At 66.5% G+C, this 17,320-nt stretch carries 16 protein-coding genes; 5 read left to right on the top strand and 11 right to left on the bottom strand.

Features of this window, described 5'->3' with window-relative positions:
- Nucleotides 1–200: 200 nt before the first annotated feature.
- The gene (locus ACOMG5_RS16220) at nt 201–893 is read right to left on the bottom strand and encodes an adenylate kinase (RefSeq protein WP_420344833.1); all 693 of its coding nucleotides are present in this window, start codon (nt 891–893) and stop codon (nt 201–203) included.
- Between the two features lies 1 nt (nt 894).
- Entirely contained in the window at nt 895–2,865 is a 1,971-nt protein-coding gene (gene acs / locus ACOMG5_RS16215) for an acetate--CoA ligase (RefSeq protein ID WP_420344832.1), read from the bottom strand.
- A gap of 403 nt (nt 2,866–3,268) precedes the next feature.
- On the opposite strand from acs, the gene ACOMG5_RS16210 reads away from it, so the two are divergent.
- From ACOMG5_RS16210 to ACOMG5_RS16200, 3 genes are read left to right on the top strand one after another with little or no spacing between them, the layout of a single operon-like run.
- The gene (locus ACOMG5_RS16210) at nt 3,269–3,787 is read left to right on the top strand and encodes a HugZ family protein (protein ID WP_420344831.1); all 519 of its coding nucleotides are present in this window, start codon (nt 3,269–3,271) and stop codon (nt 3,785–3,787) included.
- Nucleotides 3,771–4,001, top strand: coding sequence for a hypothetical protein (locus ACOMG5_RS16205; RefSeq protein WP_420344830.1), 231 nt, complete (start codon nt 3,771–3,773; stop codon nt 3,999–4,001). The genes ACOMG5_RS16210 and ACOMG5_RS16205 overlap by 17 nt, the downstream gene beginning before the upstream one ends.
- Nucleotides 3,998–4,120: a hypothetical protein gene (locus tag ACOMG5_RS16200; RefSeq protein WP_420344829.1), complete on the top strand. Its 123-nt coding sequence runs from the start codon at nt 3,998–4,000 to the stop codon at nt 4,118–4,120. The genes ACOMG5_RS16205 and ACOMG5_RS16200 overlap by 4 nt, the downstream gene beginning before the upstream one ends.
- Nucleotides 4,121–4,237: 117 nt before the next feature.
- Here the strand turns inward: ACOMG5_RS16200 and ACOMG5_RS16195 are convergent, their stop codons facing one another.
- Both ACOMG5_RS16195 and ACOMG5_RS16190 read right to left on the bottom strand, forming a co-directional pair.
- The gene (locus ACOMG5_RS16195) at nt 4,238–6,529 is read right to left on the bottom strand and encodes a glycosyl hydrolase family 28-related protein (RefSeq protein ID WP_420344828.1); all 2,292 of its coding nucleotides are present in this window, start codon (nt 6,527–6,529) and stop codon (nt 4,238–4,240) included.
- 231 nt (nt 6,530–6,760) lie between these two features.
- The gene (locus ACOMG5_RS16190; RefSeq protein ID WP_420344834.1) at nt 6,761–8,368 is read right to left on the bottom strand and encodes a lysine--tRNA ligase; all 1,608 of its coding nucleotides are present in this window, start codon (nt 8,366–8,368) and stop codon (nt 6,761–6,763) included.
- A 105-nt stretch (nt 8,369–8,473) separates the two neighbouring features.
- Here ACOMG5_RS16190 and ACOMG5_RS16185 point away from each other — a divergent pair, with 105 nt between their 5' ends.
- Nucleotides 8,474–8,896: a tellurite resistance TerB family protein gene (locus ACOMG5_RS16185; RefSeq protein ID WP_420344827.1), complete on the top strand. Its 423-nt coding sequence runs from the start codon at nt 8,474–8,476 to the stop codon at nt 8,894–8,896.
- A 6-nt stretch (nt 8,897–8,902) separates the two neighbouring features.
- Here the strand turns inward: ACOMG5_RS16185 and dacB are convergent, their stop codons facing one another.
- The 7 genes from dacB to ACOMG5_RS16150 all read right to left on the bottom strand — a co-directional run bounded on the left by dacB (nt 8,903) and on the right by ACOMG5_RS16150 (nt 15,581).
- Entirely contained in the window at nt 8,903–10,345 is a 1,443-nt protein-coding gene (gene dacB, locus ACOMG5_RS16180; RefSeq protein WP_420344826.1) for a D-alanyl-D-alanine carboxypeptidase/D-alanyl-D-alanine endopeptidase, read from the bottom strand.
- 107 nt (nt 10,346–10,452) lie between these two features.
- Entirely contained in the window at nt 10,453–11,061 is a 609-nt protein-coding gene (locus ACOMG5_RS16175; protein ID WP_420344825.1) for a nicotinate-nucleotide adenylyltransferase, read from the bottom strand.
- A 45-nt stretch (nt 11,062–11,106) separates the two neighbouring features.
- The gene (locus tag ACOMG5_RS16170) at nt 11,107–12,150 is read right to left on the bottom strand and encodes a diguanylate cyclase domain-containing protein (protein ID WP_420344824.1); all 1,044 of its coding nucleotides are present in this window, start codon (nt 12,148–12,150) and stop codon (nt 11,107–11,109) included.
- Nucleotides 12,147–12,764: a heme NO-binding domain-containing protein gene (locus tag ACOMG5_RS16165; protein WP_420344823.1), complete on the bottom strand. Its 618-nt coding sequence runs from the start codon at nt 12,762–12,764 to the stop codon at nt 12,147–12,149. Before ACOMG5_RS16165 ends, ACOMG5_RS16170 begins: the two co-directional genes overlap by 4 nt.
- Before the next feature lie 51 nt (nt 12,765–12,815).
- The gene (locus tag ACOMG5_RS16160; RefSeq protein ID WP_420344822.1) at nt 12,816–14,546 is read right to left on the bottom strand and encodes a hypothetical protein; all 1,731 of its coding nucleotides are present in this window, start codon (nt 14,544–14,546) and stop codon (nt 12,816–12,818) included.
- Between the two features lie 56 nt (nt 14,547–14,602).
- Nucleotides 14,603–15,295: an HAD family hydrolase gene (locus tag ACOMG5_RS16155; protein ID WP_420344821.1), complete on the bottom strand. Its 693-nt coding sequence runs from the start codon at nt 15,293–15,295 to the stop codon at nt 14,603–14,605.
- 7 nt (nt 15,296–15,302) lie between these two features.
- Nucleotides 15,303–15,581 (bottom strand): DUF3572 domain-containing protein, encoded by a 279-nt coding sequence (locus ACOMG5_RS16150; protein WP_420344820.1) that lies wholly within the window; start codon nt 15,579–15,581, stop codon nt 15,303–15,305.
- A gap of 103 nt (nt 15,582–15,684) precedes the next feature.
- Between ACOMG5_RS16150 and ACOMG5_RS16145 the strand changes: the two genes are divergently transcribed.
- On the top strand, nt 15,685–17,079 hold the full coding sequence (locus ACOMG5_RS16145; protein ID WP_420344819.1) for a diguanylate cyclase domain-containing protein: 1,395 nt from the start codon (nt 15,685–15,687) through the stop codon (nt 17,077–17,079).
- Nucleotides 17,080–17,320 lie beyond the last annotated feature (241 nt).

Genomic DNA, 17,320 nt, shown 5'->3' with positions numbered 1-17,320 from the left:
CACGTTGGTGTTATAAGATGCCATCGGCTCTCCTCCTGATGGCCGGCATCGCCGGCCTCCCTGTGACATGCATCCGCCCTGCCGGAACGGGGGCCTCCCCTCCGGTCACACCGCTCGGACAGCGACGGATCCTGCTATGCTGATGCCTTAGGGCCCAGCCTCCCCTTCCCGGCCGCGCGGATGGCGCGGCCGGCCTCCTCTCAGGCGCTGATGCCCGATACGATCCCGGCCAGTGCAGCGCGGACATCTGCGATGGAGCCCATCGCATCCACCCGCCCCAGAACACCGAGGCGATCGTAATGGTCGATCAGCGGCGCCGTCTGGGCGTGATAGGCCTCCAACCTGGCACGCGCCGTTTCGGCGTTGTCGTCGGCACGGCGCTTGAAGTCCGTGCCGCCGCATTTGTCGCAAGTGCCCGCATGCGCGGGGGTCTTGAACTGGTCGTGGTAGCCCTCGCCGCATTTGGCGCAGGTGTAGCGCCCGGCAACGCGGGCGATCATCGCCTCATCATCGACTTCGAGGCTGATCGCCGCATCGACGCGCTGCCCGGCCGCGGCCAGCAGATCGTCGAGCGCCGCCGCCTGCCCGGCCGTGCGCGGGAACCCGTCGAGGATCACCCCTTTGGACACGTCGGGCTCGGCCATGCGGTCCTTCAGGATCGCCAGCACGATCTCGTCGCTCACGAGGCCGCCGGCCTCCATCACCGCTTTCGCAGCAAGGCCCGCGGGCGTGCCCGCCGCCACCGCCGCGCGCAGCAGATCCCCGGTGGAGAGCTGGACGAGGCCGAATTCCTCCTCCAGCATCCGCGCCTGGGTGCCCTTGCCCGCGCCCGGAGACCCGAGCAGGATCAGAACGGCGGGTTTCGTCTCGACGGTATTCTCGGCCTCGGTCATGTCACCCCCGGTTCATGCGGTTGTCGATCAGCTCCTGCACGACCGACGGATCGGCGAGCGTGGAGATGTCGCCCAATGCGCCATAGTCGTTCTCGGCGATCTTGCGCAGGATCCGGCGCATGATCTTGCCCGAGCGGGTCTTGGGCAGGCCGGGGGCCCACTGGATCAGATCGGGCTTGGCGATCGGGCCGATTTCGGCGCGGACCCATTTTTCCAGATCGGCGCGGAGCGCATCCGAAGGCTCCTGATCGTTCATCAGGGTCACATAGGCATAGATGCCCTGCCCCTTCAGCTCGTGCGGATAGCCCACCACCGCCGCCTCGGCCACCGCCGGATGCGCCACCAGAGCGGATTCCACCTCGGCCGTGCCCATCCGGTGGCCCGAAACGTTGATCACGTCATCGACCCGACCGGTGATCCAATAGTAGCCGTCCTTGTCGCGGCGGCAGCCGTCGCCGGTGAAGTAATAGCCGCGATACTGGCTGAAATAGGCCTCCTGGAAGCGCTCGTGATCGCCCCAGAGGGTCCGCATCTGCCCCGGCCAGCTGTCGGAGATGCACAGCACGCCCTCGCATTCCACCTCGCCGATGCGCACCGCCGTCTGCGGATCGAGCACCACGGGCTTCACACCGAAGAACGGGTTCGTGGCCGAGCCGGGCTTCGTCGGCGTGGCGCCGGGCAGCGGGGTGACGATATGGCCGCCGGTTTCCGTCTGCCAGTAGGTGTCGACGATCGGGCATTTGCCCTTGCCCACATATTTGTCGTACCAGGTCCAGGCCTCGGGGTTGATCGGCTCGCCGACCGAGCCCAGCACGCGCAGCGAGGACAGGTCGTATTTCTCGACCCATTCGGTGCCCTGCCCCATCAGCGCCCGGATCGCAGTCGGCGCGGTGTAGAACTGGTTCACCTTGTGCTTCTCGCACACCGCCCAGAACCGCCCCGCATCCGGATAGCTCGGCACACCCTCGAACATGATCGTGGTCGCGCCATTGGCGAGCGGGCCATAGACGATATAGCTGTGCCCGGTGACCCAGCCCACATCGGCCGTACACCAGAAAATATCGCCTTCCTTATAGTCGAAGACATATTCGTGGGTCATCGCGGCATAGGCCAAGTAACCGCCGGTGGTATGCACCACACCCTTCGGCTTGCCGGTGGAGCCGGAGGTATAGAGGATGAACAGCGGATCCTCCGCGCCCATCGGCCGCGGCGGGCATTCGGGCGAAACCTGCTCCATCAGGTAGCTGACATCGACGTCGCGCCCCTGCACCCAGCTGATCTGGTCGCCGGTGCGGCGCACCACCAGGCAGCGGACCTTGTCCGAGCAATGCAGCAAGGCCGCATCGGTATTGGCCTTCAGTGGCGTCTTCTTGCCGCCACGCGGGGCGAAATCGGCCGTGATCACCAGCTTCGCGCCGCAGTCGTTGATCCGGTTCGCCAGCGCATCGGGCGAGAAGCCGGCGAAGACGATGGAATGGATCGCCCCGATCCGCGTACAGGCCAGCATCGCATAGGCCGCCTCCGGGATCATCGGCAGATAGATCACCACCCGGTCGCCGCGCATCACGCCCTGGCTCAGCAGGACGTTGGCCATCCGGTTCACCTTCTCCGACAGGTCGCGGTAGGTGATGTGCTGGGCCGCCTCGTTCGGATCGTCCGGCTCGAAGATGATCGCGGTCTGCAGCGCGCGGTCCTTCAGGTGGCGGTCGATACAGTTGACCGAGGCATTCAGAACCCCGTCCTCAAACCATTTGATCGACACCTTGCCAAAGGTGAAATCGGTGTTCTTTACCTTGGTATACGGCTTGATCCACTCGAGCCGCAGCCCTTCCCGGCCCCAGAACTTGTCCGGATCCTCGACCGACTCGCGATACATCTCGAGGTATTTGGCCTGATCCGCATGGGCTTGTTCGAAGCCCGGCGGGACCGGATGCGTATCTGGTTCTGCGACGAGCTGTTCCTGAACGGTCATGAGCTCTCCTCCCTTGCCGTCGTGAGGCCCGAAGGCCCAAATTGCCTCCGGCCAGGCCGGAAACGCACTACTCCCCGCAAGCAGTGTAAACCAATCCAGCCTCATTGCGTAAGCCCCTATGTTCGCTGGTTTTTTCTGTTAATTAATTCACAGGTCTAGCGATAACATTGTAAACAGTGCGAAAAGTGACCGGAATTTGACATTTTGTTTCAATCCCTTGCCTGTTGCCGCGGCCAGGCTGACCCGCACGGAATGCAAACGCAGGAAAATCCACGCAAAAATGCCGCACCGCGGCATCCGCACAGATGGCCGCGGCGGGCTGAATCGATTCGAAACCCGCGCTTGCGTGCGCAGGCACAGGCGATTACCGAAGACATGCCCCGCAGGCGACAGGAGCGCTGCCATGACATCCGCCCCCGATCCGATCCGCCCGACAGATGACGAAGCCCGCGCGCTCGCGCAGCGGCTGATCCGCGAGGCCCGCTTCGCAGCCCTCGGCACTCTGGACCCGGAGAGCGGCTTTCCCGCGGTGAGTCGCATCGCCCTGGGTCTGGGGCCCGAGGGCGGGCTCTGGAGCCTGATCTCCGGCCTCTCGGCACACAGCCGCGCCCTGCGCGCGGATCCCCGCGCCGGGCTTCTGCTGGGCGAGCCCGGCCCCAGGGGCGATCCGCTCACCCATCCGCGCCTGAGCCTGCGCGCGCAAGCGATACCGCTTCCGCGAGACGACCCGCGCCACCCTGCCCTGCGCGCGCACTGGCTGAAGCTGTACCCGAAGGCGCAGCTCTATATCGACTTCGGAGATTTCCAGTTCATCCGGTTCCGCCCGCTGGATGCCCTGCTGAACGGCGGGTTCGGGCGCGCCTTCCGGCTTTCGCCCGCGGATCTCGCCCTGGAGGACCACCCCGATGCAGACCACGCGTGACCGGCTCGCGGCCTTCAACGAGCGGGTGAAGCTCTTCGCAGGCTTCCTCAACGCCGTAGCCCTCGGCCTGATCGGCTTTGCCGTGCTGCGGCCGCTGACCGAAAGCCTGAGCAATGCCACCTATTCCACCCTCTGGTGGGGCGCCACAGGACTCGCAATGCACGGGGTTTCGCACTATATTCTGGGCAGGATCCGCAAGGAGGCGAAAGAATGACGTTCTACGAATTCATCGTCCCGGTCATTGCCTTGGCCATCGCGGGGGTGGGTATAGCCGTGCTGCGCCGCGAAGAGCGCAAGCTCGACCATCCGCGCAGCCACCATCCCGCAGAGTGATCGCGCTGACAGCCCAATGTCGATGAAACAAGGCCCCGGACACGCCTGCACGCGTGCCGGGGCCTTTTTCGGACCAGAGGTCCACGCGCTCCGGGGCTTGCCCGGAGCCGGTTCGGCTCAGTTCGGGTTGTCCACCCGGACCTTCACTTGCACGCGCCCCTTCGCCGCCTCGGGCCAGACCACGAGCACATTGGATTTCGACGTGCCCGATTCCACGTTCACATAGGGCATGGAGGTCACCCGCGCGCCCGCCGTATTGGTGATCGGGCCTTCCGCCACCAGGCTCTCCACGTTGCGCGCCCAGCCACCGAACGGCAGCCATGCGCCCGCCGATGCCGTCCAGACCGTCTGCGCCGAGGCCTGATCGACCTGCAGCATCACCGGGCTGACCGTCATCTGGGTGATGCCGTTGAAGGCATTCGCCTCGAACACCACGTTACGCATCCGCTCGTTGTCGAGCGATGCATAGGTGGTGTCGACCTTCTCGATCCGGTCGATCGTGCAGTCGACGGTGCGGAACACATTGCCGGTCACGCTCAGCCCCTGGATGAAATGGCCGCTGCCATAGGGTTTGACCGAGAACCAGGTGAACCAGGCCGCGGTGCGGATGCACACGAAGGTATTGCCAGTGACGGTCAGCCCGCCAAATGAATATTCCGTACCGAAGTTCGGCGAGGGTGCGTATTCATTCGTCCATTCGATGGTGGAGTTGTCGACATAGTTGCCGGTCACCGCCGATTGCACGTTCGGCTGACAGAAGATCAGCCCCGGAAGACGCGGCCCAAGCGCGGTGTCATCGCCCTGGAACCAGTGGCAGCCGACGATCAGATGCCCGGTGCCCGCCAGAACCATCGTGTGCCGGAACCGCACGAAGCGCGACTCGCGGATCTTGGTATCATTGGCGTTCACGTTCATCGCGATCGAGACCCGGTCGGGCGCGGCCACCGTCCCCTCGTTGGACAGGAACTGGCATCGGTCCACCAGCAGGTCCTGGCAGCCGCGCCCGATGGAGGTGATGCCCCGGTGCTTCGGCCGGTTGATGTAGCAATCCCGGATATGGAACATCTCGCCCGTGACCGGCAGCATGATGCCGCTCGCGATGCCGTTGCACAGGATCTCGATGTCGTCGATGTTGAACCGGTCGAGCTTGGCGATGCCGGAGAAATCCAGCACATATTTGAACCGGGTAAAGGTCAGCGTACGCGTTCCCGAGCCGCCGAAGAACGGCTGCGAGAGGGTCAGCGTGCTCGATGCCACATCCACTGCCCGCACATAGACCTCGCGCCCGACGCCACTGCCGGTCACGAGCGATCCGACCGCGATATTCGCGATGTTGCTCACGCCGGTCAGCGTATAGGGCGCATTGATGTTGTAGCCTGCCTGCGAGGTCACCACCGTCGGCGTCCAGGCATCGCCATCCACGACGTTCAGCGCGCCGTTGTGGATCACCCGCCGGTTGGAGAAGGAGCTGATATCCGGTGCCAGCGCCTTCACGTCGATCGGCTCCGAGACCTCGACGCGCCGGCCCTTCAGGTCGAGGCTGATGTGATCGGTGTAGCCGAACAGCGCCTGCAATGCCTTCTTCAGCCCCAGCAGCTCGTCCCCGAAGGCCGCCGCATAGGTCGGGAAGTCGTATTGCGCCATCAGGATCAGCCGCTCCGCCGTCGGCATCGTCAGCGAGCCCACGAACCGGATCGGCGCGCGGATGGTCAGCGCCGTGGCAATGTAATAGGTGCCCGCCGGAACCAGGATCCCGCGCCCGGCCGCCGCCGCATCGGCCGCAACGAAGGCCGCGCGATCATTGGTGCTGCCATCGCCCTTCGCCCCGTAATCGCGCACATCGACCCAGTCCATCATGTCGCGCAGGAAGGCTTCGGTGATGTCCTCGATCTCGATATCGTCGATCCGCACGACGCCGCCATTGGTGCCGGTCAGATCGAGCCCGAAGAAGCCATAGATCGGCGCGGTCCCCCAGGGCATATCCACCCCGCCCTTGGCCCCGGTGCCCACGATGGCCTGCACGGTAACGACAGAGCCATAGGTCGTGAGCGCGATCGAGGTGCCGACCTCGGTCAGCCCCGTCACATGCGCGTTCGACCCGTTCATCGCATAGCCCGCGATCCGGACGGAGGGCAGGTTGCCGCTCATCGCCTTCACCCGCGCGGTGATGCGCAGATACATGCCCGGCTGGATCGGGGTCTGGCCCATATAGCGCAGCTTCTGCGTGCTGGCGGTCTTCACCAGCTCCAGGCAGGAGCCGAAATCGGCATCCGCGGCGACCAGCGCCGCATTGGCGGCACTCAGGTAGGTGGCAGAACCGGCCGTGCCGTTCTCGCTCGACCACACTCCCAGCCCGAGTTCGAATTTGGGCGGGGTGAGCACCAGCCCGTCGGTAATCGCCTTGTTCATCCAGGTCTCCCTTCTGCGCCGACGCGGGCACGCAAGAGACCACCGGGCGCGGCATGCTGCCGCCCGTCAGGATCTCTTCCCGTGCCGGATTCGCTCCGGGCAATCCGCGCCCGGGTCTCGCAAGAAGTAGGATGAAAGCGTTTCGAACCGCCTAGGGCAGCGTACGCTGCCCCGAACGACAACGCCCGGCCAGAAGGCCGGGCGTCGGAAAATCGCCATGGGGGCTCCCGCTCAGGCGGTGGCCATCCCCCCGGCCAGCGCATGCTCGATCAGCGCAATGCTCTCCGCCACACCATAAAGCGCGATGAATCCGCCAAACCGCGGCCCCTGGCTCTGCCCAAGCAGCACCTCATAAAGCGCGGTGAACCAGTCGCGCAGCGGCTCGAACCCGTGCTCCTTGCCCACCGCGAACACGATCGTCTGCAGCCCCTCGGTGGGGTCCTCCGGGAAAATCTCGTGCAGGTCCTGCGCCGGCAGCGCCTTCAGCCGCCCGACCAGATCCTCCATCGCCGCGCGCTCCTTGTCGCTCGGCAGGCGGAAGCTGCGCGTGGGCGCCACGAAATCGTTGAAATAGCGCACCGCGAAGCCGGCCGCCTGATCCAGATCCGGGTTCGCCTCCGGCGTCGCTTCCGGCGCATAGCGGCGCATGAAGCCCCAGAGCGTATCCTTGTTCTTCGCCCCAGACACCGACGCGAGGTTCAGCAGCATCGCAAACGGCACGACCATCGTCGAAGCCGGAACCTTGCCGCCATGGATGTGCCAGACCGGATTGTCGATCTGCTTCTCGACCGGCTGCTCCGGGAAGGCGCGCAGCTGCTGGTGGTATTCATCCACCGCCTTCGGAATCACATCCCACCACAGCCGCTTCGCGGTCTTCGGCTTCTGATACATGAAATAGCTCAGGCTCTCGGTCGAGGCATAGGTCAGCCATTCATCGATCGTCAGCCCGTTGCCCTTGGACTTGGAGATCTTCTCGCCATTGGCATCGAGGAACAGCTCATAGGTGAAATGCTCGGGCTTGCGCCCGCCCAGCACCTCGCAGATCCCGTCATAAATCGGGGTGTTGGTGGCATGGTCCTTGCCATACATCTCGAAATCGACGCCAAGCGCCGCCCACCGCATCCCGAAATCGGGCTTCCACTGCAGCTTCACATGCCCGCCCGTCACCGGAAGCGTCCATTCCCGGCCCGTGGCGTCGTCGAAGGTCACCGTGCCGGCCTTCGCATCCACGTTCTTCATCGGCACATAGAGCACCTGCCCGGTCTCGGGATGGATCGGAAGGAAGCACGAATAGGTCTGCTGGCGCTCCTCGCGCAGGCTCTTGAGCATGATCGCCATGATCGCGTCATAGCGCTCCGCACAGCGGATCAGCATGTCGTCGAACTTGCCCGCCTTGTAATACTGGGTCGCGCTGGCGAATTCATATTCGAAGCCGAACGTATCCAGAAAGCGGCGCAGCATCGCGTTGTTATGGTTGCCGAAGCTGTCGTATTCGCCGAACGGATCGGGCACCGCGGTCAGCGGCTTCTGGATATTGGCCTTCAGCATCTCCTGCTGCGGCACGTTCTCCGGCACCTTGCGCATGCCGTCCATGTCATCAGAGAAACACAGAAGTTTCGTCGGAATATCCGAGATGATCTCGAAAGCGCGGCGGATCATCGTCGTGCGCGCCACCTCGCCGAAGGTGCCGATATGCGGCAGCCCCGAAGGCCCATAGCCGGTCTCGAACAGCACATAGCCCTTCTCGGGCGGCGCCTTCTCATACCGTTTCAGCACCCGGCGCGCTTCCTCGAAAGGCCAGGCTTTGGAGTTCATCGCGGCGTCGCGCAGGGTCGTCATGGTCACCTCTTCCGGGCGCCCCATGCGCCCATCCGCGATCCACCTATTGAAGGGGCGCCGGATCGTCAATAATTCTTGGCCATCATCGACGAAAGGAAGCCCCCCGTGTCCGAAACCCTCCCATCGCTCTCGCCGCAAGACGCGCTCGTCGCCGTGATGCTGGCAGTCTCGGCCTCGGACGAAAACATCCGCACCTCGGAGCTCGTCGCGATCGAACGCACCGTCAATCACATGCCGGTCTTCGCCAAATACGATTTCGACCGGATCCGCGTCATCGCGCAAACCGTCTATGCACTGTTCGAGGAGGAAGAGGGCCTGGAGGCGCTGTTCGGCCTCGTGCGCGCGGCCCTGCCCGAAAAGCTGTTCGAAACCGCCTATGCACTGGCCTGCGACGTGGCCGCGGCCGATGGCGCGCTCTATCAGGCGGAGCTGCGCATGCTGGAGGAAATCCGCGGCGAGCTGAACATCGACCGCCTCCACGGCGCCGCCATCGAATGGAGCGCCCGCGTTCGGCACATGACGCTCTGAGCCCGCTCAGGCGTAGAGCGAGCCCCAGCGGTCGATCAGCCGGCTCTGCAGGATCTTGGAGCGCGCAATCCAGGCCTGGCCGCCCGCGGGCTCCTCGGTCTGCGCCGCCTGCGCCCGGCGCTCCAGATCGCCGGTAAAAATCGCGAAAACCAGCTCGCGCCCGCCCGGTGCCGTCATATAGCCGGTCAGGGTCGAGACGAAATTCAGCGTACCGGTCTTCGCATCCACCTTGATCGCCGCATCCTGCACCGGCCGCCCATTGCCGTCGCGCAGCGGGAACGGCTTCATCAGCCCGCGCAGGCCCGCCTTCGGCCCGAGCAGCGCCACCGCCCGCACCATGTCGATCGGCGCGATCCGGTTCTCGGCGCCAAGGCCGGAATGGTCGATGAACCGGGCCGTGCCGCCGCCCAGCCGCTGCCGCAGCCAGCCGCTCATCGCCGCCCCGGAAGCCCCACGCGCCGCCGCCTCCCCGCGCCGCAGCGTAGAGGTCGTGCCCACCGTCTCCGCCGTCAGATTGTTCGAATGCTTCATCATGTCGCGCAAGAGCGGCATCAGCGGATCGGAGGCCCGCTCCACCAGCACCGTGCCGCCATTCACCCCGCCGATCCGCTCCGCCGCCGGCAAAACGACCCCCTGCGCGCGCGCAAGCGTCCGGAACACATCGGCCGCATAGCCCACCGGATCGCGCACCGGCAGCCAGCGGCTCCCGGATTTGCCCAAGGCCCCCTGCGCCACCGTCCAGCGCTCGCGCCCGTCCTGCCGCGCATAGGTAAACAGCGGCGCGGAGCGGCTGGCCAGCACCACCTGCGCGCTCGAGACCGGCGGCACCGCCCGCGCGCCGCGCGCATCCATGGAAAGCGCATAACCCGCCTTGGACTGCTTCCATTCAAAATAGACCCGGTTGAAATTCAGGTTCAGCCCCGCAATCGCCGGATTGTAGCCCACATGAACCGGCTGATCGTCGCAGATCTCCTCGGCATAGGGCAGCGCCCCGCCCCAGACCAGGAACCGCCCACGCACCTTGCGCACCCCTGCCGCCGCCAGACGCGCCGCCATATCGGCCAGATCATCGGTCGAGAGGGTCGGATCCCCGCCCCCCGTCAGGATCAGATCGCCCCGCAGTTCGCCGCCAGAAACCGGGCCGGTCCCGATCAGACGCGTCGGAAACCGGTAGTCCGGGCCGAGGGTCTCCAGCGCATAGAGCGAGGTGATCGTCTTCGCGGTAGAGGCCGGTGCCATGCCCCGGGTCTCGTTATAGGCCTCAAGAACCTTGCCCGCCCGCGGATCGACCACGACGAACCCCACATCGCCCCCGAGCCGCGCGGCCGAAACGATCTCCTCGGCAGATCCGGCCCGAAGCGCCGCCTGCGCAGAGGCCCGCCCCGCCTGCGCCAGCATCGCCATTCCGCCGAGCGCGCCGCCCAGCACCCTGCGCCGTGTCACCGTCATTCTGTTCGCTCCAAGACTCGCGCCCCGATCTTGCGCCCGCAGCAATGCTGCAGCAAGGGCCGGATCGCCGCCGATCCTGCCGGATCACGGTTAACAAATCCTCGATATCAGTCCCGCACACGCCAGCCGCCACGCGCCCGGATCGCCGAAGACGACATGTCCGACATCGGCATCAGCACGAAGCACCAGGCCGGAAGCGGCGCCCGCCCCAGGCTCCGCGCCCGCCGCCCGGGCACCCGCGCCGCGCCATAAATCCGCGCCGCGCGCGCATGCGCCACCGCCATCCGCGCCCCGGGCCGGGCCAGAACCCCGACCGGAACCATATCGAGGATCCCGCGCCAGTTTTCCCAGCGGTCGAACTGCATCAGATTGTCCGCCCCCATCAGCCAGACAAACTGCACCCGGGGGTAAAGCTGCTTCAGCCGCTTCAGGGTTTGCGCCGTGTAGCGCGTGCCCAGCCGGCATTCGAGATCGCTCACCCGCACCCTCGGATCGGGCATGACCCGGCGGGCTTCGGCCAGGCGCTGCGCGATCGGTGCGGGCCCCCGCACCTTGAGCGGATTGCCCGGGCTCACCAGCCACCACACGGCATCGAGCCCAAAGCGGCGCATGGCCTCCCGCGTGATATGGGCATGCCCGGCATGGGCCGGATCGAACGATCCGCCCAGAATACCGATCCGCATGCCCGGCGTCGCAATCGGGAAGCCCTGTCTCATCGTCGGAGCCGTAACCGATTGCCAAATCAATTGAAACGCGGAAAGTCAGTGAACGCTGAGCTCGGGCGAGAAAAGCATGCAGCGCCCGCGGCCTGCGCGCTTCGCGGCATAGAGCGCACGGTCCGCATCGGCCAGAAGCTGCGCCGCTGCCTCCGGCCCGTAGCCGGTCGAGACCGCGATACCGATCGAGGCAGAAATCCGGCTCACCTTGCCCTCGAACTCAAACGGCTCCTCCAGTCGGTGAATGAGCCGGTTCCCCAGGCGCTGGAGGCTGTCGCGGTCGTCGGCATTGTGCAGCAGGAGGAGGAATTCATCCCCGCCGGTCCGGGCTGCCAGATCACCCCGCCGCAATTCGTGCGAAAGCCGCATGCCCACCCGCATCAACACCTGATCACCGGCCGCATGGCCGAAGGTATCGTTCACCGCCTTGAAATAATCCAGATCGACATGCGCCACGGCGAAGGGGCGCGGCTCCGCCAGCTGCGCCTCGATTGCATCGGCCAGCGATTTGTCGAACCCGCGCCGGTTCGCAAGACCGGTCAGCGGGTCGCTCGACGCCTGCGCCACGGCCGTGCGCCGCGCCATGTCGAGCCGCCCGGTCAACGCGCTCAGCTCGCCCAGCACCGCCGCATTGGCCTCGCCCATATAGAGCAGCTCGATCGCCAGATCGGCCGCAGAGAAATCCCCCTCGGTCAGGCCGAACTCGCGCACGGCCTCCGCAAGATGGATCCCCAGCGTGAGATTGAACAGCACCCCGTCTCGCCCCGCCGGACCCAGCCCCACCGCCGCCCCGCGCAAAACGATCTCCGGCCGCCGCCGCACCACCAGATGCAGCCTGCGCCCGCCCAGGGGGACCTCGGTGCCGTTCGGGAACACCGCCATCGCGCCGCCCCGCTGCGTCGGCGCCAGGCGCAGGATGAAATGCTCCTTGCCGCTCACATCAAGGATCGGCCCGGGTTCCAGGATCTTGGCCAGCGTCGGCCCGACACCACGCACGATGCCGTCGCGGTTCACCCAGAGAAACATCGGCATCAGCAACCCGAGCGCCTCGAGCGAGAGGCCCGGAAATCCCGCGATCGTCGTGGTCATCCGTGCACCTCCTCGACGCCGGGCGCCGCCAGAACGAACCGCCTGCCCGTCGCAAAATCCTGTTCGAGCAGCAGCACCTGAACCCGCTCCACGTCATCGCCATCATCCGCCAGCAGCTCAATCACCGCAAGCGCGCCATAATCATCCGCCATGGCCCGCAGCAGGCCCGCCGTCACCGCGCCCCAGCCTTTGAGCGCGTCATGCACCTCGAAGACGAAGCGGTTGCCGGTCTCGGAGACAAGCTGCAGCTCGGGCAGCTGCAGCCCCGCGAGCGCCATCCGGCCGCGCTCCTGCAGCTCGTTCAGCGAGAACAGGAATTCGCAATAATCCGTGCCCCCGAAACGCAGCAGGCGCCGGACCTTTTCGACCGTCACCATATGCGCGCCAATATCCTCCAGCAGCGCGGAGCGCGGCTTGGCCAGCACGTCGGCGCCGGCATTGAGCAGCGCATCGGTGCTCGACGCGGGATAGCGCAGCATCGTCTCGAAGCCCTCGACGCCGATTCCCGCCCGTTGCGCGACCTGACGCCAGACCGCAGAGCCGTAATTGTCGCTCAGGAAATACTGGATCGATTTGTTGATCAGGCCATACATCGCCCGGGGTGCCCCTCGCATCTCGGTTTCCCGAAGACTAGTGAAGTCTTCTTAATGAAACCCCAATCGCGCTCAGGGCAGCACGGTCACCTGACGCGCGCCGAGGGGAAGTGCCTGAATTTGCGCCGGTTCGGTCGTGCCATTGCCCTTGATCAGCGCGTCAATCAACGCCCCACCCGCAGGCGCCCCGCTCGGCCCCAGAAACACCGGGCGCGCCAGCATCCAGCGGGCGCCCGTCTCATGAAAAGCCAGAACCGTCTCGAAGCCGCTTTCGCGCAGCAACAGCGCGTCGCGCCCCGGGACAGCCGGCCCGAAATCGGCCAGAATCACCACGCACCCTGGGTTCCCCGCCGCCGTCATCCGCACACAGCCTTCCGCCCAGTCCGGATCGGCCATCCGCGCGATCGCCTCCAGCAGCGGCTCCGGCAGAACCTCACCCTCCGGCAATACCCGGATCACCGGGCGCAAGGCCGTCGCCCGCGCATCGACCGACGAGGCCGATTCGCCCATATCGCCCCGCAGCTTCGCCCCGTCGAGCTGCGCGATCCGCTGTGCGAGCGCCTCCTGCCCCGGGAGTGCGGCACTGCGCCGCAGCTGCTCCAGCGCATCGGCCCCCGCGCGCCCCCATTCATGCGCGAATTCCCAGACCGGCAGCTCCTCGGCGCGGATCTTGCCCGCCTCATAGCGCGCCAGCTGCGAGCGCACCGCAATCCGCTCCGCCGAAAGCATAGGCGTCAGCCACAGCACCCCGATCGCCAGCGCCACCAGCGCCATCACGACATTCGCCTGCCGGATCGTGCCCCGCCAGCCCGCACCGCGCAGCACCGCCAGCGCATAGCTCAGCGCATAGCCCGCAATCACCAGCAGCGCCGCCGCCGCACAGACCCGGTCCGGCGTCCAGCCATGCTGCCCGATCCGCAGCGCCAGCGCCCAGGCCGCCAGCCCCACCAGCACCGGCAACAGCAGCGCCAGCCCGCGCGCGGACCAGGTCAGCGCCGGGGCCTGCGCCGCTTCCGTATCGTCCTGATCGACGGCAATCGCCACCAGCAGGATCGAGGCCAGCGCCGTGGCGATCAGGATCCCAGCCGGGGACAGATACCCGAACAGATGCGACAGGCCGCTCGCCGGAAGCACCGCGACGAACACCAGCTCCACCAGCAGAACCACCGGCAGCAACAGCCGCAAGAGACGCAGCAGGAGCGCGGCCGACAGCATGTCCGACAGCTCCACCACCACCGACAGCCCGAGCCCCAGCACCGCCCCGCTGATCAGCCAGGCAACAGGCGCCTCGGTCAGAAATTCGCCAAGCTGATCGATGCCCACCAGCTCCAGCAGCGCCGAGAGCAGCCACAGCACCAGCCAGACCAGCGCCACGAACAGCCAGGCCGCCGCATAGCGCACCACGATGTTCCAGGTCTCGCAAAACAGCACCGGATAGTCGCGCCAGCCCGCGCGCCCGCCCTTGGCGATGGCAATGGCGAAGGGCACCGGCAGCACCGTCACCAAGAGCAGCGCCAGAGCCACATGGCTCGCGCCCAGCATCTGCGCCACATCGGAGAAGGCCAAAGATTTCAACCAGGTGAGCCCTGCAGCAGGGAGCGAAATCGCCCCGGCCCACAGCAGCGCACGCCGCCCGCCAAGCTCGCCCAGCATCCCGAGCGCACCGCCGAAGAACGCCAGCGCCAGCACGGCGACCGCAGCAAAGGCCCGGCTGTCGCGCCAGTCCCAGGGCAGCTCCGACAATTGCCAGAACGCTGCCCCCGCCAGCAACCCCAACAGGATGAACTGCACCCGTTTCGCCATCGGTCCCTCCTTGCGTTCTGCCCCACCTACTCCCTGGGCCAGATGAATGCCAGCGGTCAGGCCCGGGAATCGAGCCAGCCGGGCAAGCCGCCGATATCGGGCAGAACCACATCGAAGGCGGGCGCCAGCACGGCCCGCGGCGCAACCCCTGTGAGCACGCCCACCGCAGCCATCCCCGCCGCCCGCGCCGCCGCCGCATCATGCAGGCTGTCGCCCACCATCGCCACCCGCCCGGGCGAAAGCCCCTGCGCCGCGGCAAAGGCCGAGAGCTGCCCCGGCCCCGGCTTCGCGCCATGGCCACTGTCATATCCCGCGACGAAATCAAACAGGTCCATGACCTTGGCCGCCGCCAGATGCGCGCGGGCCGCGGCCTCGGAATCGTTGGTGGCCAGCCCGAGGCGCAGCCCGCGCCCGCGCAGCGCGCCCAGAACCTGCGGCAGATCCACCGCCGGAACCTGCACCGCATCGGCCGACAGGGCGTTCAGCCGGTCGGCCAGCGCCGGAACCTCCCATCCCGTCAGGAAGGGCGCCAGCTCCGCCGCGACTTCGGCCGTGGTGCCCGCGATCACGGTCGAGGCCGGGTCGAACTGCCCGCTGTCCGGGTCGAAGCGGATCGCCGCCGCAAGCCGATCCGCCAGCGCCGTATCCCCCCCCGACAAATCCCGCAGCGCCGCCCGCGCCCAGCCGCTCCAGGTGGCGGTGAAATCGAACAGCGTGCCGTCCTTGTCTAAAATCAGTGCCGAAATCATGCGGTCCTCAGGTCCAATGCATCTGGTCGCGCCCGCCGAGCCGCGCCCGTGCTGCCCCGATCTCCTCAGGGCGCACGCCAGCGGCCGCGGCGCAGGCCAGAACCCAATCGTCGCGCTGCAAGATGAAATCAAGAACCGATATCATCAGCGCAGGCTGGTCGGCGGTGGCGCGGATATCCGCCGCGCTGGCCCCGGTCATGCCCAGGAAGGCCGCGAACAGCTCATCATCGCCCGCAAGCCAGCCCAAGGCATGCAAGGCAAGAATCCGCGCATTGTCCTCTTCCATCGCCTTGGTCTCTCCTCCACGTGAATAGCTGGAAATACTTTGTTAACCATTTCCTCCGAAACATACCGTTATTCGATTGCAGGTTGAAGGAGTGCCAGAGGCCATGACCGGGAAGATCCTGATCGTGGACGACGTCGCCACGAATAGAATCGTTCTGAAGGTGAAACTGGCAGCGGCACGCTACCAGACGCTTCAGGCCGGTTCCGGCGCTGAGGCGCTCCGCGTCATCGCCAACGAGACCCCTGACCTGATCCTTCTGGAAGCCCGGCTGCCCGATGCAAACGGGTATGAGATCTGCCGCAAGCTGCGCACGCTGCCAGCCACGGCCGATGTGCCGATCATCCTGACCGCCACCGATGCAAGCCCCGCGGCCCGGCTCGCGGCCCTGCGTGCGGGCGCCAATGACATGCTGTCGAAGCCGGTCGACGAGCAGGACCTGTTTGCCCGTCTGCGTGGGTTGCTGCGTGCCCGGGCCGAGGATCTGGATCTCGGCATTCGCGAATCGGCGTTCCATGAGCTTGGCCTCGCCGAGGCTGCGGCCGACTATGCGCCCCCCGCGACCGTGGCCCTGGTGGCAGGCAGCCGCGAAACCGCGCTCAGCTGGAAAAATGCCCTCACCCGCTATCTGCCCGGGGATGTCCTCACCGTTCTGCTGCGCGACGAGGCCCTGGCCGAAGCAGCCGGCGCGCGTTGCCCCGATGCCTTCCTGATTGCCGCCGATCTGGCGCATCCGGGCGAAGGCCTGCGGCTGATGTCGGATCTGCGTGCCCGGGCGCAATCGCGCCATGCCGCGATCTGCATCGCCGTGGCCGGCAATGGCACGGACACCGCCGCCGCCGCCTATGATCTCGGCGCGGACGATCTGATCGTCGGCGAACATCCGACCCCTGCGCTGGCGGAGGAAGCGGCCCTGCGTCTGCGCCGCCAGATCGAGCGCAAGCGCCGCTCCGACCGGCAGCGCCGCAGCCTCACCAACGGCCTGCGCCTCGCGATGACCGATCCGCTCACCGGCCTGCACAACCGCCGCTACGCCATGCCGCAACTGCTGCGCATGGCCGAGAATGCACGCGACGCAGGGCATCCGATCGCGGTGATGGTGCTGGATCTCGACCGGTTCAAATCCATCAACGACACCTGGGGGCACGGCACCGGAGACACGGTTCTGGTCGAGGTCGCGCGGCGCCTGCGCCGTTGCTTGAGCCCGTCCGACCTGCTCGCCCGGATCGGGGGTGAGGAATTCCTGATCGGCATGCCCAATGTCGATCTGCGCGACGCTCGCCGCGCGGCGGAGCACATCTGCGGTGTGATCGGCAACAGCCCGATCGCGATCCCGGAGATCGGGCGGTCGCTGTCGGTCACCGTCTCCATCGGGCTTGCTCTCGGGACCAACGGCTCGGCGCCGGTGGATCTGCTGATCAATCAGGCCGATCACGCCCTGCTCGGCTCGAAGGCTGAGGGGCGCAATCAGGTCAAGGTCTTCTGCCGCAGCGCGGCCTGACCGCGTTTCAGCCGCGTGATTGGCCCGGAGATACGCCGGACCGATCATGTGCCGCCGTTCGAGCCGCTCTTGCCAGGTAGCGAATACGCCCGCCGCGGCGCTTCAAATCGCGCCCTAGGCTCCAGACCCATTGATTTGGGTCCTTTGGCGTGATTCAGGCTCCGCAAGGAGACCTGATCGATGAGCAATCTTTACTGGCTGACCGACGCGCAGATGGAGCGGCTGAAGCCGTTCCTCCCCA

The organism is Paenirhodobacter sp. (genome assembly GCF_041916475.1).
GTDB lineage: Bacteria > Pseudomonadota > Alphaproteobacteria > Rhodobacterales > Rhodobacteraceae > Rhodobacter.
The sequence above is the reverse complement of the archived record's forward strand: the minus strand, read 5'-3'. Positions and strand labels throughout refer to the sequence as shown.

Bases quoted from the DNA above. Each gene is read 5' to 3' on its own strand.
- ACOMG5_RS16220 (WP_420344833.1), bottom strand. From the start codon at position 893: ATGACCGAGGCCGAGAATACCGTCGAGACGAAACCCGCCGTTCTGATC.
- acs (WP_420344832.1), bottom strand. From the start codon at position 2,865: ATGACCGTTCAGGAACAGCTCGTCGCAGAACCAGATACGCATCCGGTC.
- ACOMG5_RS16210 (WP_420344831.1), top strand. From the start codon at position 3,269: ATGACATCCGCCCCCGATCCGATCCGCCCGACAGATGACGAAGCCCGC.
- ACOMG5_RS16205 (WP_420344830.1), top strand. From the start codon at position 3,771: ATGCAGACCACGCGTGACCGGCTCGCGGCCTTCAACGAGCGGGTGAAG.
- ACOMG5_RS16200 (WP_420344829.1), top strand. From the start codon at position 3,998: ATGACGTTCTACGAATTCATCGTCCCGGTCATTGCCTTGGCCATCGCG.
- ACOMG5_RS16195 (WP_420344828.1), bottom strand. From the start codon at position 6,529: ATGAACAAGGCGATTACCGACGGGCTGGTGCTCACCCCGCCCAAATTC.
- ACOMG5_RS16190 (WP_420344834.1), bottom strand. From the start codon at position 8,368: ATGACGACCCTGCGCGACGCCGCGATGAACTCCAAAGCCTGGCCTTTC.
- dacB (WP_420344826.1), bottom strand. From the start codon at position 10,345: ATGACGGTGACACGGCGCAGGGTGCTGGGCGGCGCGCTCGGCGGAATG.
- ACOMG5_RS16175 (WP_420344825.1), bottom strand. From the start codon at position 11,061: ATGAGACAGGGCTTCCCGATTGCGACGCCGGGCATGCGGATCGGTATT.
- ACOMG5_RS16170 (WP_420344824.1), bottom strand. From the start codon at position 12,150: ATGACCACGACGATCGCGGGATTTCCGGGCCTCTCGCTCGAGGCGCTC.
- ACOMG5_RS16165 (WP_420344823.1), bottom strand. From the start codon at position 12,764: ATGCGAGGGGCACCCCGGGCGATGTATGGCCTGATCAACAAATCGATC.
- ACOMG5_RS16160 (WP_420344822.1), bottom strand. From the start codon at position 14,546: ATGGCGAAACGGGTGCAGTTCATCCTGTTGGGGTTGCTGGCGGGGGCA.
- ACOMG5_RS16155 (WP_420344821.1), bottom strand. From the start codon at position 15,295: ATGATTTCGGCACTGATTTTAGACAAGGACGGCACGCTGTTCGATTTC.
- ACOMG5_RS16150 (WP_420344820.1), bottom strand. From the start codon at position 15,581: ATGGAAGAGGACAATGCGCGGATTCTTGCCTTGCATGCCTTGGGCTGG.
- ACOMG5_RS16145 (WP_420344819.1), top strand. From the start codon at position 15,685: ATGACCGGGAAGATCCTGATCGTGGACGACGTCGCCACGAATAGAATC.